15 protein-coding genes are annotated in these 15,075 nt (G+C 62.2%); 4 read left to right on the top strand and 11 right to left on the bottom strand.

What is annotated here, in order from left to right; genetic code table 11:
* Positions 1 to 40 precede the first annotated feature (40 nt).
* The gene (locus C7U61_RS03360; protein WP_106996690.1) at positions 41 to 913 is read right to left on the bottom strand and encodes an MBL fold metallo-hydrolase; all 873 of its coding nucleotides are present in this window, start codon (positions 911 to 913) and stop codon (positions 41 to 43) included.
* A gap of 345 nt (positions 914 to 1,258) precedes the next feature.
* On the opposite strand from C7U61_RS03360, the gene C7U61_RS03355 reads away from it, so the two are divergent.
* A complete protein-coding gene (locus C7U61_RS03355; protein WP_106996689.1) occupies positions 1,259 to 2,689 on the top strand; it encodes a DHA2 family efflux MFS transporter permease subunit in 1,431 nt (476 codons plus the stop codon).
* Between the two features lie 74 nt (positions 2,690 to 2,763).
* Here C7U61_RS03355 and C7U61_RS03350 read toward each other — a convergent pair whose 3' ends face one another.
* From C7U61_RS03350 to C7U61_RS03330, 5 genes are all read right to left on the bottom strand, one after another.
* Positions 2,764 to 3,501: an RlmE family RNA methyltransferase gene (locus tag C7U61_RS03350; RefSeq protein WP_106996688.1), complete on the bottom strand. Its 738-nt coding sequence runs from the start codon at positions 3,499 to 3,501 to the stop codon at positions 2,764 to 2,766.
* Positions 3,498 to 5,075, bottom strand: coding sequence for a Ppx/GppA phosphatase family protein (locus tag C7U61_RS03345; RefSeq protein WP_106996687.1), 1,578 nt, complete (start codon positions 5,073 to 5,075; stop codon positions 3,498 to 3,500). Before C7U61_RS03345 ends, C7U61_RS03350 begins: the two co-directional genes overlap by 4 nt.
* 146 nt (positions 5,076 to 5,221) lie before the next feature.
* Positions 5,222 to 6,025 (bottom strand): anti-sigma factor, encoded by an 804-nt coding sequence (locus tag C7U61_RS03340; protein ID WP_181315774.1) that lies wholly within the window; start codon positions 6,023 to 6,025, stop codon positions 5,222 to 5,224.
* On the bottom strand, positions 6,018 to 6,662 hold the full coding sequence (locus C7U61_RS03335; RefSeq protein WP_245410724.1) for an RNA polymerase sigma factor: 645 nt from the start codon (positions 6,660 to 6,662) through the stop codon (positions 6,018 to 6,020). Before C7U61_RS03335 ends, C7U61_RS03340 begins: the two co-directional genes overlap by 8 nt.
* Before the next feature lie 61 nt (positions 6,663 to 6,723).
* A complete protein-coding gene (locus tag C7U61_RS03330; RefSeq protein WP_106996686.1) occupies positions 6,724 to 7,266 on the bottom strand; it encodes a tetratricopeptide repeat protein in 543 nt (180 codons plus the stop codon).
* 196 nt (positions 7,267 to 7,462) lie between these two features.
* Here C7U61_RS03330 and C7U61_RS03325 point away from each other — a divergent pair, with 196 nt between their 5' ends.
* The 3 genes from C7U61_RS03325 to C7U61_RS03315 all read left to right on the top strand — a co-directional run bounded on the left by C7U61_RS03325 (position 7,463) and on the right by C7U61_RS03315 (position 10,376).
* Complete coding sequence (locus tag C7U61_RS03325; RefSeq protein WP_106996685.1) at positions 7,463 to 8,515, top strand: type III polyketide synthase; 1,053 nt, start codon at positions 7,463 to 7,465, stop codon at positions 8,513 to 8,515.
* On the top strand, positions 8,515 to 9,012 hold the full coding sequence (locus C7U61_RS03320; protein WP_106996684.1) for an isoprenylcysteine carboxylmethyltransferase family protein: 498 nt from the start codon (positions 8,515 to 8,517) through the stop codon (positions 9,010 to 9,012). The genes C7U61_RS03325 and C7U61_RS03320 overlap by 1 nt, the downstream gene beginning before the upstream one ends.
* A gap of 116 nt (positions 9,013 to 9,128) precedes the next feature.
* The gene (locus tag C7U61_RS03315; protein ID WP_106996683.1) at positions 9,129 to 10,376 is read left to right on the top strand and encodes an FAD-binding oxidoreductase; all 1,248 of its coding nucleotides are present in this window, start codon (positions 9,129 to 9,131) and stop codon (positions 10,374 to 10,376) included.
* Between the two features lie 9 nt (positions 10,377 to 10,385).
* Here C7U61_RS03315 and C7U61_RS03310 read toward each other — a convergent pair whose 3' ends face one another.
* From C7U61_RS03310 to C7U61_RS03290, 5 genes are all read right to left on the bottom strand, one after another.
* Positions 10,386 to 10,913: a gluconokinase gene (locus C7U61_RS03310; protein WP_106996682.1), complete on the bottom strand. Its 528-nt coding sequence runs from the start codon at positions 10,911 to 10,913 to the stop codon at positions 10,386 to 10,388.
* 264 nt (positions 10,914 to 11,177) lie between these two features.
* On the bottom strand, positions 11,178 to 12,131 hold the full coding sequence (locus tag C7U61_RS03305) for a peptide ABC transporter ATP-binding protein (RefSeq protein WP_106996681.1): 954 nt from the start codon (positions 12,129 to 12,131) through the stop codon (positions 11,178 to 11,180).
* Entirely contained in the window at positions 12,128 to 13,144 is a 1,017-nt protein-coding gene (locus C7U61_RS03300) for an ABC transporter ATP-binding protein (RefSeq protein WP_106996680.1), read from the bottom strand. The genes C7U61_RS03305 and C7U61_RS03300 overlap by 4 nt, the downstream gene beginning before the upstream one ends.
* Positions 13,144 to 14,037 (bottom strand): ABC transporter permease subunit, encoded by an 894-nt coding sequence (locus C7U61_RS03295; protein WP_106996679.1) that lies wholly within the window; start codon positions 14,035 to 14,037, stop codon positions 13,144 to 13,146. The genes C7U61_RS03300 and C7U61_RS03295 overlap by 1 nt, the downstream gene beginning before the upstream one ends.
* 9 nt (positions 14,038 to 14,046) lie before the next feature.
* Positions 14,047 to 15,051, bottom strand: coding sequence for an ABC transporter permease subunit (locus C7U61_RS03290; RefSeq protein ID WP_106996678.1), 1,005 nt, complete (start codon positions 15,049 to 15,051; stop codon positions 14,047 to 14,049).
* Positions 15,052 to 15,075: the final 24 nt, after the last annotated feature.

Here is a 15,075-nt window from a genome sequence, read left to right as displayed (position 1 = left end):
ATATGCCGCGCGTGCAGGCTTCTTCTCAGACCGTGAATTGTCAGAGGTCGAGTTGATAGGTTTTCGGAACGTAGCGGAAGCCTTCCGGCTGCTTCTCGACGAAGCCCACGGCGGGGAAAGGCATATGGAAGCCGAGGAAGGGAATGCGGTCCGCAGCGATCATATCGAAGATGCGGCGGCGGGTCTTGGCGGCCTGGGGCTTGTCTATGTCGAAGCGGACTTCCCAGTCCGGACGGCCGAGCGACAGGACGTAGTGGTTGGCCGTGTCGCCGGTCATGACGAGCTGCCTGCCCGCAGATTCTAAATGGAAGACGAGATGGCCGGGCGTGTGGCCGGGCGCGAGCATTACGGTCATGCCGCTGACGATCTGGTCACCATCCTTTAGCAAGGTCATTTTCTCGGCGAACGGCACGACATTGGTAAGCACAGCCTTATGCCCGCCCTCCGCTGGAGTCCCCTCGCGTGCCTTGTCAGTCCAGAACCCATACTCGATCTCGCCGGCAACGTAGCGGGCGTTCGGAAAGGCCGGGCCGTCCTCCTCCATCAATCCGTTGATATGATCGCCATGCAGATGGGTGAGCGCAACGATGGTGACCTGCTCGGGCGTGTAGCCGACCGCCTTCAGCCCCTCGCGAAAACGGCCCAGGCCACGCGCGCGTCCGGCTGCGCCAAAGCCGGTATCGACGACGATGACGTCGGCGCCGGTGTCGATGATGGCGGGCGCATAGCTGTTCACGAGCTTTTCCGTCGGCAGGAAATTCTGCTCCAGCAGCTTGCGAACCGTATCGGGCGTCTGGTTTGTGCCGAAAGTCTCCCAGGGATTGTCCATGACGCTGGCGCCGTCCTTGACGACGGTGATGGTGCAGGATCCCAATTTGAACTGATGCGTCTCTGGGGGCGGGACAGCCGTCATGATCTTACTCCTTGTGCTGATGCGCAGCGTAAGCTGCGCCTATCGACATCGTCTGCGGCGACGGCCCTGGAAGCATGCTGCTTGACCGAAAAATTGGTCATGACAGGACGATCCGAATCCGCTAATACACCGGCACCGTTTTATGCGCTTAGCATTTCCATGCTCTTAGCATATGTCAAATCCTGCTTTCCATGCCCTGCGCTGGCGGACATCACGAAGACGTGATCCTCTGTCGTCCATGGGGCGAAATCGGGGATTGGCAGCAGCCTCGCATAAGACTACAGAGCGGCTGATCGCGCCCTGAGCGACGGCTTTCCGAAGACAGACCAATCAAGGCACATGCCTATGAATCGCATCGTTCCATTGATCCTTGCCGTCGCACTCTTCATGGAACAGATGGATTCCACCGTCATCGCGACAGCGCTGCCGGCCATCGCCAACGATCTCCATGTCGGTCCGATCACGCTCAAGCTGGCGCTGACCTCTTACATGGTGTCGCTCGCCGTCTTCATCCCGATCAGCGGCTGGATGGCGGATCGCTTCGGCGCGAAGAGCATTTTCCGCGTCGCCATCTGCGTCTTCGTCATCGGCTCCATCATGTGCGCCTTTTCCGGCGGCCTGCTGGAGTTCGTCTTCGCCCGCTTCCTGCAGGGGGTCGGCGGCTCGATGATGACGCCGGTCGGGCGGCTCGTGCTGGTGCGCACCACGCGGAAGAGCGATCTCGTTTCCGCCATGGCGCTGCTTTCGATTCCCGCGCTCGTCGGTCCGCTTGCCGGCCCGCCGCTCGGCGGCTTCATCACCACCTATGCTTCCTGGCACTGGATCTTCCTGATCAACGTGCCCGTCGGCATCCTCGGCGTCATCTTGGCGTCCATCTTCCTGCCTGAAGTGGACGCGACCAAGCCGCCGAAGCTCGATGTCGTCGGTTTCCTTTTGACATCTTTTGCAGCTTCCGGCGTCGTCTTCGGCATGTCTGTCATCAGCCTGCCGGCGCTGCCGTCCTATATAGGCATCTCGGCCGTCATTATCGGCTTTGTCTGCGGCATTGTTTATATCGGCCACGCGCGCCGGCACCCGGCGCCGATTCTGGACCTGTCGCTGCTGAAAAATGCCACCTTCCGCGCCTCGGTGACAGGCGGCACGCTATTTCGCATCTGCATCGGCGCCATGCCGTTCCTGACGCCGCTGATGCTGCAGCTGGGGTTCGGCCTCAATCCATTCCAGTCCGGCCTCATCACCTTTGCCGGTGCGATCGGCGCGATCTCCACCAAGTTCATCGCGCGCCGCGTCTTTACCGCCGTCGGCTTCAAGACGGCACTGCTTTCGGCTGCCGCCGTTACCACGGCCACGACGATCTGCACCGGCCTTTTCCAGCCGTGGACGCCGCATCTCATCATCGTCGGCGTCCTGCTGATCGGCGGCTTCTCGCGCTCGTTCTTCTTCACCGGCATCAATGCGCTCGCCTTTGCCGATATCAGCGACAAGCAGGCGAGCCAGGCGACATCGATGAGCTCGGTCATGCAGCAGATCAGTCTTGCGCTTGGCGTCGCCGTCGCCGCCCTGATCCTGGAAGCCTCGACCTTCTTCAGCGGCACGGAGCTGCAGGTTCGCGATTTCCACATCGCATTCTTCTGCATCTCGATCCTGACCGTGCTTGCCACCATCCCCTTCATCCGGATGGATCGCAGCGCCGGCGCCATGGTTTCCGGCCACAAGGCCGGCCTCAAGCGTGTGGCAGCGCTGCAGCCACAGGTGGAGCAGACGGCTGCCAAATAACGACACGAGCCTTGTCAGGCACCGCTAAGCCGGTGCTTGATGGCGTCTGTCCTTCGATGAAGAAGTGCTCAGATTTAACGCTCGGCGGCGGAGTGCTCTTCTTCCGCCTGGTCTTCCCGCTTGCGGCCCTTGAAGCCTTTCGCCAGCAGGAACATCTCCACCGACTCGGCTCTGGATGCGCCGGGCTTTACATGGATGACCTGACGGAAATTCTGCTTGAGGAAAGTCAGCAGGTCGCGCTCCGTACCGCCCTGGAAGGTCTTGGCTAGGAAATGCCCGCCTTCGGCAAGCACCTCGACGGCGAAGTGGGCTGCCACTTCGCAGAGATGCATGGTTCGCAGATGGTCGGTGCGGTGATGGCCGGTCGTTGGCGCCGCCATATCGGATATTACCAAATCCGGCGTGCCGCCGACGGCTTCGATCAGCCGCTGCGGCGCTGTCGGATCGAGGAAATCGAGCTGCAGGACGCTGACGCCGGGAATCGGCGCCATTTCGAGGAAGTCGATGGCGGCGACGCGGATATCCTCCTCGGTCGAGTCGGTTACCTTGGCGGCAATCTGCGACCAGCTGCCCGGAGCCGCACCCAGATCGATGATGCGTCGAGCACCCTTCAGGATCTGATGCTTCTCGTCGATCTCCAGCAGCTTGAAGGCGGCGCGGGCGCGATAGCCTTCGAGCTGGGCGCGCTGCACATAGGGATCGTTGATATGGCGCTGCAGCCATTGGCGCGACGAAGCCTTCAGCTTCTTTTTCTTGACGCGCTGGCCGAGCTTGCGGCCCGTGCGGTTGCCGGCGATGGTTGGCTTGGTCACGTCTGCGGCCCCTTCATATCCCTCGGTCGATGACCCCGGCGCGAGCGGCCCCGCCGCCAAACACCATCGTCTGCCATCATGTCGGTCAGCAATCCCTCGCGCAGGCCGCGGTCGGCAACGCGCATGCGAGGGCTCGGCCAGCGGCGGCGAATCGCCTCCAGAATGGCGCAGCCTGCCAGTACCAGATCGGCGCGATCCGGCCCGATACACGGGTTGGCGGCGCGTCCGGCAAAATCCCAGGACAGGAGCTTGGCCTGCATCGCGCTCACTTCATCGTCCGAAAGCCAGACGCCGTCGACCCTGCGCCGATCGTAACGCGGCAGATCGAGATGAACGCCGGCAAGGGTCGTCACCGTGCCGGAGGTGCCGATCAGATGGAAATCGCCGCTGTCCCGCGCTGCGCCATGCACCGGCGGGCAATCGAAGCGCTCGAGCATGCGCTGAACTTCGCAGACCATCGTCTCGAATAGTTCCGGCGTCACGTCGCGACCGCCATGCCGCTCCGAAAGCGTAACCACGCCGACCGGCAGCGAGGTCCAATGGGTGATGTGATTGGCAAGCCGGCTGGAGCGATTCTCACCGATGCGGATGACGGCAATTTCCGAAGAGCCGCCGCCGATATCGAACAGCACCACGGAGCGCGCCTCCGGCCCGACGAGCGACGAGCAGCCCGAGACGGCAAGCCGAGCTTCGGTTTCGCGGTCGATGATCTCGAGCCGCAATCCCGTCTCTTCCGTCACACGTGCAAGGAAGGCTTCGCCATTGGCGGCGGCACGGCAGGCTTCGGTCGCGATCAGCCGCATGCGGCGGATTTCGCGCGTCTTCAGCTTGGCCGCACAGATGCGCAGCGCCTCAACGGCGCGATCCATGGCATCGCTCGACAGACGTCCGCTGGCACCGAGCCCCTCACCGAGGCGCACGATGCGGGAAAACGCATCGACCACCCGGAACTGGCCGGGGCGGGTCGGCTGCGCAATCAGCAGGCGGCAATTGTTGGTGCCGAGATCGAGGGCGGCATAGAGGTCGAGCGGCCGGGAATCGGCGTCGGCATAGTGGTGATGTTGCCCCTGCCCTTCGCGGCGCGGCTGCGATTGGCGGTTCTGGCGATGATCGTCATGGGCCACTGGCACATGCGCGTTCGAAGGCGCACTAGCAGGAGCGACGATCTGCGCCACTTTCTCATGCACCAGAGGCCGGCCCTGCAGGCCACGCTTGCTGCGATGCTTGCGCCGGTTCTTGCCGCTTTTATGCGAAGACGGATGGGCATGATCGGGCGAGCGATGCTCCGCCGATGCCAAAAGCTGCTGTGTCTGGAAAGCAGGCTGCGCGCCACCTTGGGCTGCGCGTGCACGGCGCCGGCGCTTGCGCTTTTTGGCCGGGGAGCCGGCCTCATCCTCTGCTGGGCGTTGCGCCACCTGGCTGGACTTGCCTGCCTGGATGGCCTCCGCAGAATGAGCGTTCGGGCGGCCATGACCGCGCTTACGCTTCGCGCGCCGGGAGGATTTACCCTTCCTGCGCTCTGCTGCCGACGCCCCGTCTGCCTGCGGCGTCAGGCCGCTGTCGGGGTCACTCACGTATCTTTTCCACCGCGCCGCGCAAGGCCCTTGAGGGTATGCTGCTGGCGCTCGTTCGATTTTCGTTGGGCAAAGAATACCAGCAGGATGGGTTTTCGCCAAATTCTTTTTGAATCAGGCCGTTTTAGTCGCCCACCAAACAGCCCTCAGGCGACCAGATGCGCCCTGACATCAGCCGCAAGTTGCTCCATCCGCTCGATCGGCGCATGCCCGATCAGCATGAAGGCGTGGGTAGCGCTCGACCAATAGACGACATTCATGCCCTTGCGGTTTTCCACATCCGGCGCGGCCGCACCCGTGGCGGATCGGACGATGCAGAGCGCCATCGGGCCGCTCTCCGGGTCGAGATAGGCGATCTGGGCGAGTGACTTGCCATCATAGTTCAGGATCTGAGCACGCTTGAACTCTATGCCCGGCATGGCAATCGCTTCGGGCACCAGCGACAGATCCAATCTGGCCCCGACTTCATTCAATTGCGCAACTTGTTGCGCGTGATCGCCGGCCGGAGCGCTCAGCGTATCCGCCGTGTAGAGCGAAAGATATTCCGCCACCACGGCACGCCATTCGTTAGCTTCGTCCGGCTTCGAAAGCCGGTGGCCGATGCCGATCACGGCACGATCGACGGCAATGGCGGCAACGAAGCTTGCGGCAAGGGCCGCAAGGAAACCACGGCGGCCGATACCGCCGGTGCGGACTCTGCTCTCGTCTCTCGAGGGAATGCCGGCAAGCATGGCATCCAGCTTCGCAGCCGGCGCCTGGCTAAGCATCGGCTGGAATGCCTCCGCGAAGGGCAAGGTGCCGCGCGACAGAAAATCGAATCGCTCCGCCACGCGCACGTCGTCGGCGATCAATCGTTCGATCCGCTCGCGCTCGGCAGCATCCAACTCGCCATCGATGAAGGCGGTGAGCTGCTCGTCCGAGGGCATCTGTCCTTTATGCAATTCACTCATTTCTATTCCCCAGTCGCTCACCTCCGGACGATTTTCCGTCAGCCGCCACTTCCATCCCCTCGGCGAGTTTCGCCCGCGCCGCCGCGAGCCGGCTCATGACTGTCCCGATCGGCACATCGAGAACCTCGGCCACCTCGCGATAGGAAAGCCCTTCGACATAGGCCAGGAACACCGCGGTGCGTTGCGCCTCCGGCAGGGCTTGCACGCGCTGCAACACCTGCCCGGCCAAAATATGCGTTTCGGTCTCGCGTGCTCCGTCGAAAACCAGCGTCTCGTCGGCATCGACAAAGCCCTGCCCCATGCGCACCCGGCGCGAACGGACCTCGTTCAGCCAAATCGAATGCAGGATGGCAAAGAGCCAGCGATCGAGCCGCGTGCCCGATGTGAATTGAGCCGCTCGCTCCAGGGCCCTGACGCAGGTCGCCTGCACAAGATCGTCGGCCACGTCGCGCTGGCGCGACAACACGACACCATAGCGCCACAGCCGCGTCAGATGTTGGGACAGGCCCACCCTGATATCCTCTTCGCTCGCTATGACATCCTCCGCCGCTTTCGCATGTCCGGGAGCCGCCGATCCTTTCGGCGGCTCCGTTGCCGTCAGACTATAGACAGAAATTGCACCACGAGCGACCGGCATCACTCCCATATCCCTCGCAAAGCTCCCTGCCTATCATCTTCATCCCGGCCGTGACCTGCGGTTACAGGCTGGACGGGTTCATGATCGCAGCGTGAAGATCGCGATATTCCTCACAGCTCGTATTGCCGCAGAGCGTCTTGATCGTGTTTAGCTGGTCCTTTGCGAGGTCCATCCGCCCCTTGATGACATAGGCTTCGCCGAGATATTCGCGGACCAGCGTATACTTCGGGTCCATGGCGACAGCCTTCTGGTAGTAGGAGATGCCTTCGTCCGTGCGGCCGAGCTTGCGGGTTACGTAGCCGCGATAGTTCAGCGCTTCTGCCGTATTCGGGTTCTTCATGGTGTCGAGGACCGCCAGGGCTTCCTCGTAGCGATGATCCTTCTTGGCGAGCGAATAGGCGTAGTCGGCGCGGTTTTCGTCCGTGACATTGGCGCTCTGCTGCTTGACGCATTTCTTCGCCTTCTGATCGTAGATCTCGCCCTTCTTGCAGGTCGGCGTCGTGCTGGAATCGTCGCCGGCGGCGAAGACGGGGATGGCGAAGGCGCCGAGGGTCAGGCTTGCGCCGAGAGCGATGGAAGCCAGGCGAAATGCTTTGGTCGTCATGGAATGTCTCCTTGGCAAAATGAACGTTGCGAGGGGAGAACACACCACCAGCATCATTTATTCGGACGGTGGTCAGATTTTTTTGACACACACCATACCGCGACGCTGTCACTCTTTCGTGACCGCTTTGGCACCGAATAGACCCTCGTCATCGCGTGTTTTCGTCCCATGCCCCTCAAAGGCACAGGAGAAACTCGTGACTGATACCGTCAAACTTCTAAGCCTCGCTGTCACAACGCCCGATAACATCATCCTCCAGACGGACGCCGCCGAGACAGCGGCGCGCCTGTTCTCGGACCGCTTTCAAGACTTCAAATATCTAGCCCGCGTGTTCGAAAGCACCGGCATTCGTAAGCGTCACGTGGCGCGGCCGCTTTCCTGGTTCGAAGAGCCGCATGGCTGGCAGGACCGCATGGCCGCCTATACGGAGGTGGCCTCGGAGCTTTTCCGCCGGACGGCGACTGCGGCGCTGCAACGCGCCGGACTTGAGGCGAGGCATGTGGACTGCGTTGTGACAGCCTCATCGACCGGACTTGCGACGCCGAGCCTGGACGCGCGGCTTGCCGGCTCGATGGGCTTCCGCAGCGATATCGAGCGTGTGCCGATCTTCGGACTCGGCTGCGCAGCCGGCGTATCCGGTCTTGCCGCCGCGACGAAGATGGCAAGGAGCCGGCCGGGAGCCGTCGTGCTTTTCATCGCAATCGAACTTTGCTCCCTTGCCTTTCGGCTGGACGAACTCACACGGCCCAACATCATAGCCACCGCGCTGTTCGGCGACGGAGCGGCGGCCTGCGTGCTGCGAGCCGGCGAGAGCGGCATCGCAGAGATCGAATCGACGGGCGAACATCTCTTCCCCGACAGTCTCGGCATCATGGGCTGGAAGATCGACGATACCGGCTTCGGCATCATCCTCGAACAATCGCTGCCGGTCTTTGCCGAGACCCATCTCAGAGGCGCCGTTGCCGGCATTCTGGAGCGATCCCGGCTTTTGATCTCCGATATCGACCGCTTCATCTGCCATCCCGGCGGTGCCAAGGTGTTGGCGGCGCTCGAAAGCGCACTCGGCCTTGAAGAGGGCTCGCTCGATATCGAACGCGAGGTGATCCGCGATTACGGCAACATGTCCTCTCCCACCGTGCTGTTCGTACTGGAGCGGGCCATTGCGGCCGGCTTGCCGGAGCGTTCCGCCCTACTCGCCATGGGGCCGGGATTTTCGGCAAGCTGCATTACCTTGAGGAGAGTTGCCTGATGCTTTGGCTATCGATCGCGCTTCTTACCTTCGTGACGCTGCAACGGCTGGCGGAGCTCGTCTATTCCAGGCGCAACACCGCCGCCCTGCTGGCGCGTGGCGCACGGGAATATGCGAGGGAACACTATCCCTTCATGGTGGCGATGCACGCGGCCTGGCTGCTCGGATTGTGGTTTCTCGCCATCGGCCGGCCAGTCGATCCCGCCTGGTTCGTGCTGTTCATGATGCTTCAGGGATTGCGCCTTTGGGTCCTGGCGACGCTGAGGGAACGCTGGACGACACGCATCATCACACTGCCCGGCGTGGCTCCCGTGACCAAAGGCCCCTATCGCTTCCTCAGCCATCCGAACTATGCGGTCGTCGTCGGCGAGATCGCGGTGTTGCCGCTTGCCTTTGGGCTGCCGCTCTATGCCGCGATCTTTTCTCTTCTCAACGGCATCATTCTTGCGATCCGCATCCGCGCCGAAAACGCCGGCCTGAAACAGAGTAGGGCCTGACCGCATTTTTCAATTGCGCCGCAGAAATTTGGCAGGCATTTTCGATGCTTAGAGTTCGGTCAGGCTATGCGGAACGACCGGACGGCAATGCATGAGCATGCGGATAGCAGGATAAGATGACAAAGGACGCAATCGTTCTCGGCGCGGGCATCGTCGGCGTTTCGACGGCAATCCATCTGCAGCGGCGGGGACGGCAGGTCACTCTCGTCGACAGGGGGGATCCCGGCCGGGAAACATCCTTCGGCAACGCCGGCCTTATTCAGCGGGAGGGCGTGGTGCCCTATGGCTTTCCACAGCAATTCGGCCTGCTGCTGCGCTATGCCTTCAACAACCGCATCGACGCGCATTACCATCTGCGTGCCCTGCCGGCGCAGATCGCCTTCCTCGCGCGCTATTGGTGGAACTCCAACACCAAGCGCCACGAGATGATCTCACGCGCCTATGCGCCGCTGATCGAGCATTCCGTCAGCGAGCACAACGACCTCATCGAAGCCTCGCATGCCGAAGAGCTCATTCGCAAGAACGGTTGGGTGGAGCTGTTCCGTTCGAGTGAAAAGCGCGACGCCGAATTTGCCGAGGCAGAGCGGCTCAGCCGTGAATTCGGGATCGGTTACGACGCATTGAGCAGCGCGGAGATCGCAACCATGGAGCCGCATCTGAGGGGCGATTTTGCCGGCGCGCTTCGCTGGCGCGATCCCTGGTCGGTGCTCGACCCGCATGGGCTGACGGCCGCCTATCGGCGATATTTCGAAAGCATTGGCGGGCGTGTGACGACCGGGAATGCGGTCTCGCTCGGCATGGCCGGCAAGGCCTGGAGAATGGTGACGGCGGAAGGATCGATCGAGGCGGAGGATGTCGTCGTGGCACTCGGCCCCTGGGCCGATATCGTGACGAAACGCTTCGGCTATGCTTTCCCGCTCGGCGTCAAGCGCGGCTACCACATGCATTATGCCACCGAGGGCAATGCCATCCTCAACAACTGGACGCTGGATGCCGAGCGCGGCTATCTGCTGGCGCCGATGAGCCGCGGCGTCCGGCTGACGACAGGCGCCGAATTCGCCCTGCGCGATGCTCCGAAAACGCCGGTCCAGCTGGACCGCGCCGAGGCCGTCGCACGCACCGCCTTCCCGCTCGGCGAACGGCTCGACCCGGAACCCTGGATGGGGGCGCGCCCCTGCACGCCGGACATGATGCCGATCATCGGCAAGGCGCCGCGCCACAACGGCTTGTGGTTCGCCTTCGGGCACGCCCATCACGGGCTGACGCTCGGGCCTGTGACCGGCCGCGTGCTCGCCGAGCTCATCACCGGCGAGACGCCGTTTATCGATATTTCGGCTTACGCCCCGAGCCGGTTTGCACCCTGAGCCTTTAGCTTAGAGGATCGCCCGAAGGCTTTTGACAGAGGCATCGACGATCTCTTCGATCGTGGCGTCGATATCGACGGTGACGACGCCGGGCTCGCCCGTCGGCACTTCCAGCGTCTGCAGCTGGCTTTCAAGCAGCGAGGTCGGCATGAAATGCCCCTTGCGCTCGCCCATGCGCTTCGTCAGCAGCTCTTTCGAGCCTTCAAGGTAGATGAAATAGAGATGGCCGCCGGCGGCAGCTCGCAGACGCTCGCGATAGATGCGCTTCAGCGCCGAGCAGGTAACGGCAACGCCCTCGCCTTTCGCAAGGCTTGCCGATATTTCCCGGCCGATCTTTTCCAGCCAGGGCCAGCGATCCTCATCCGTCAGCGGGATGCCCTTGCTCATCTTCTCGACATTGGCCGCCGGATGCAGAGCATCGCCTTCGATGAAATGGATGCCAAGCTTGGCCGCGACACCCTCACCGATCGAGGATTTGCCACTGCCGCTCACACCCATGACGATGATGGCAAGGGGCGTCTTGGATTGTTCGTTCATGTTGTTTTCCGCCTTGGATCATGGCCGATAATAACTGTCAGGCGGGATCCGCCACTGACGCATCTCGGTGCCTGGCCCCTCACCCTAACCCTCTCGCTGTAAACGTGGCGAGAGAAGACCAAGCAAGCCAATCGGCGGCCAGGACTAAGACAAGCCAGCTCCGTGCGAGATCGGCCCCCTCTCCCGGATGCGGGGAGAGGGTTGGGGTGAGGCGCCAGGCAGAAAGGCGCGGCAAAGCGACATCTGCCCGACTCGCAACTTGGATCAATCCAACGGAAAGAAACAGGAAAATTTATGCGTTCCCTCTCCCGCAAGCTGCGGATCGACCTGCCGGCACTTGTCCTGGGCACGCCAGCAGCGCGGATTGAAGTGGCACCCTTTCGGCGGATTGAGCGGCGACGGCAGTTCGCCCTGCAGGCGGATACGGTTCTTTTCGCGATCCGGATCGGCGATCGGCGTCGCCGACAGAAGGGCGGCGGTATAGGGATGGCGCGGCCGGCTGAAGACCTCGTCCGCGGTGCCGGTTTCCACCGGGCGTCCGAGATACATGACCATCACGTCGTCTGCGATGTGACGGACGACGGAGAGGCCATGCGAGATGAACAGATAAGCAAGCCCCATCTCCTTCTGCAGATCCATCAGCAGGTTCAGGACCTGTGCCTGGATGGACAGATCGAGCGCGGACACCGGCTCGTCGAGCACCAGGACCTTCGGCCGCAGCATCAGGGCTCGCGCGATGGCGATGCGCTGGCGCTGGCCGCCTGAAAACATATGCGGATAGCGATCATAGTGCTCCGGGCGCAGGCCGACGCGTGCCATCATTTCCTCCACCTTTCGGCGTCGGGTGGCGGCATCGTCATCCGTGTTGATCTTCAGCGGCTCTTCCAGGATGGAGCCGACCTTCTGGCGCGGGTTGAGCGAGCCATAGGGGTTCTGAAACACGATCTGCACGGCGCTGCGCAGGCTGCGGTCGCCGAGCCTGGCAGGCTTGCCGTCGATCAGCAATTCGCCGGCCGTCGGATTTTCGATCATCGTCACGAGGCGAGCAAGTGTCGATTTTCCGCAACCGGATTCGCCGACGACAGCGAGCGTGCGGCCCGACTGCAGGCTGAAGCTGACGCCGTTCAGCGCCTTGACCGTTGCTTCCGGTTTGAAGGTGCCGCGCTTGACGGTGTAGAAGCGGGCGAGATCGCGCCCTTCGAGAACAGCGCCGGTCATGCGGCACCTCCTGCTTTTTGGGTGGCGGCAATGCCGGGATGGCCGAGCGGCTTGCCATGTTCCAGCGGATAATTGCATAGGGCGACGCCCAGTTCAGGCCCCTGACGCCTCACGCCCTTGTCGCATTCCGGCGTTGCAAAGGAGCAGCGCGGCGCAAAGAGACAACCCGTCGGCCGATCGTGCTGACCGGGAACGACGCCGGCGATCGACGGCAGGCGCTCGCCGACTTCGGCGCGCTCCGGCAGAGCCGAAAGAAGAGCTGCCGTATAGGGATGATGCGGGTCCCGGAAGAGCTCCTTGACCGGCTGCTCCTCGACCTTCTGACCGGCATATTGCACCTGTACGCGCTCCGCCGTTTCGGCGACGACGCCCATGTCATGGGTAATGAGGACGAGCGCCATGCCCTGCTCCCGCTGCAGACGCACGAGCAGGTCGAGGATCTGTGCCTGGATCGTCACGTCGAGTGCGGTCGTGGGCTCATCGGCGATCAGGAGCTTCGGGTTACAGGCAAGCGCCATGGCGATCATGACGCGCTGGCTCATGCCACCGGACATCTGATGCGGGAAGTTCGACAGGCGATCCGCGGGAGCAGGAATGCCGACGAGATTCAAGAGCTCGATCGATCGTTCGCGGCGCGCCTTGCGGTCGAGACCCATATGGATGCGGAGCGTCTCGCCGAGCTGGAAGCCAACCGTAAAGCACGGATTGAGGCTCGACATCGGCTCCTGGAAGATCATGGCCATGTCCTTGCCGATGATCTTGCGGCGCTGACGCGAAGAGATGCCGCGCAGGTCCTTGCCATCGAACATCATGCGGTCGGCGGTGATTTTCGCCGTCCAGGGCAGAAGACCCATCATGGCAAGCATGGAGACCGACTTGCCGGAACCGGATTCGCCGACGATCGAGAGAATTTCGCCCTTGTCGCATGTCAGCGAGACGCCATCGACGGCCCGGAACAGGCCGGACGAGGTCTGGAATTCGACGGAGAGGTTTTCAATATCGAGGAGTGCCATTACGACCTCTTCAGCTTCGGGTCGAAGGCATCACGCAGGCCGTCGCCCATCAGGTTGATGGCGAGCACCGTGATCAGGATGCAGAGACCGGGGAAAGTTACGAGCCAAGGGTTGCTCTGGAAGAATTCACGCGAGTCGGCGAGCATCGTGCCCCATTCGGGCGTCGGCGGCTGCGCGCCTTGACCGAGAAAGCCGAGCGCCGCGGCTTCGAGAATGGCAGCCGAGAAGGCGAGTGTGGCCTGTACGATCAGCGGACCCAGACAATTCGGAAGTATGGTCTTGAACATCAGCCGCAGATGGCCCGCGCCGGCAACCCGTGAGGCGATGACATATTCCTTGTCGCGCTCGGCCATGACGGAGGCGCGCGTCAGACGGACGAAATGCGGCTGGTTGACAATCGAGATCGCGATCATCGCGTTGATCAGGCCCGGACCCAGGATTGCCACGAGCACCAGGGCAAGCAGCAGCGACGGAACCGCAAGAATGATGTCCATGACACGCATGATGATCGTGTCGATGCGACCACGGGCGTAGCCAGCGACAAGTCCGATCAAAATGCCGACGATCGCCGAAAGCGAAGCAACGACGAGGCCGATGAACAGCGAGAAGCGCGTGCCGTAGATGAGACGCGACAGGAGATCGCGTCCGTTGGCATCGGTGCCGAGAAGGAAACTGCTGTTGCTGCCCTCCGCCCAGGCGGGCGGCAGACGCTGCATGTCGCTGCCATAGGCAATATCGGGATTATGCGGCGCTACGAGACTGGCGAAGATCGCCAGAAACAGGACGAAAAGGAAGATCGCAAGACCGATGACGGCCCCTTTGTTGCGAGAGAAATAATACCAGAACTCCGCGAGAGCGGAAGGACGGTCGGATTTGACGCTTACCGTGCTCATGGACCGCTCCTAGTGACGAATGCGTGGATTGACGAAGCCGTAGAGCAGGTCGACAGCAAGATTGACGAGCATGACGATGCCGGCGATCAGCAGCAGGCCGCCCTGCACCACCGGATAATCACGCTTGAAGACCGCATCGATCATCCATTTGCCGATACCCGGCCAGGAGAAGATGCTTTCCGTCAGAATGGCGCCGCCCAGCAGCACGCCGACCTGCAGGCCGATCGTGGTCACGACGGGGATCATCGCATTTCGCAATGCATGCACGGAAACGACGCGCAGCGGTGAGAGGCCCTTGGAGCGAGCCGTGCGTACATAATCCTCGCCCAGCACTTCGAGCATCGCCGAGCGCGTCTGGCGGGCGATGACGGCAAGCGGGATCGTGCCAAGCACGATGGTCGGCAGGATCAGTGAATTGAAAGCGGACCAGAAGGCGCCCTTCTGACCGGACAGCAGACTGTCGATCAGCATGAAGCCGGTGATCGGCTTGAAGAAATAGATGAGACCGATACGGCCTGAAACCGGCGTCCAGTGCAGATAGCCGTTGAAGATGATGATGAGCAGCAGGCCCCACCAGAAGATCGGCATGGAATAGCCGACGAGGGCCACGCCCATGACGCTCTGGTCGAACCATGTGCCCCGCTTGACTGCGGCGAAAACGCCGGCCGGTATGCCAAGACAGATCGCGAGGATCATGGCACAGATCGACAGCTCGAGCGTTGCCGGGAAGAAGGTCAAAAAGTCGGTCAGCACGTCACGCTTTGTCGTGATCGAGGTGCCGAGATCGCCGTGAAGAGCATTCCAGATATATCGGCCGTACTGGACGACCATCGGCTGGTCGTAACCGAGATCGTGGGTGATCTGTGCATGGCGTTCCGGCGACATGACGCGTTCGCCCGACAGCAGCATGACAGGATCGCCGGGAAGCAGGCGGATGAAGGAGAAGGCGACGATCGATACACCGAGGAATGTCGGGATCAGCACCGCTAGCCGGCTGAGAAGAAATCGCAACATGGCAGATGTCCAAATTTTTCCGGC

This window comes from Rhizobium sp. JAB6, from assembly GCF_003024605.1.
GTDB lineage: Bacteria > Pseudomonadota > Alphaproteobacteria > Rhizobiales > Rhizobiaceae > Rhizobium.
This window is presented reverse-complemented; position numbering and strand designations above follow the sequence as displayed.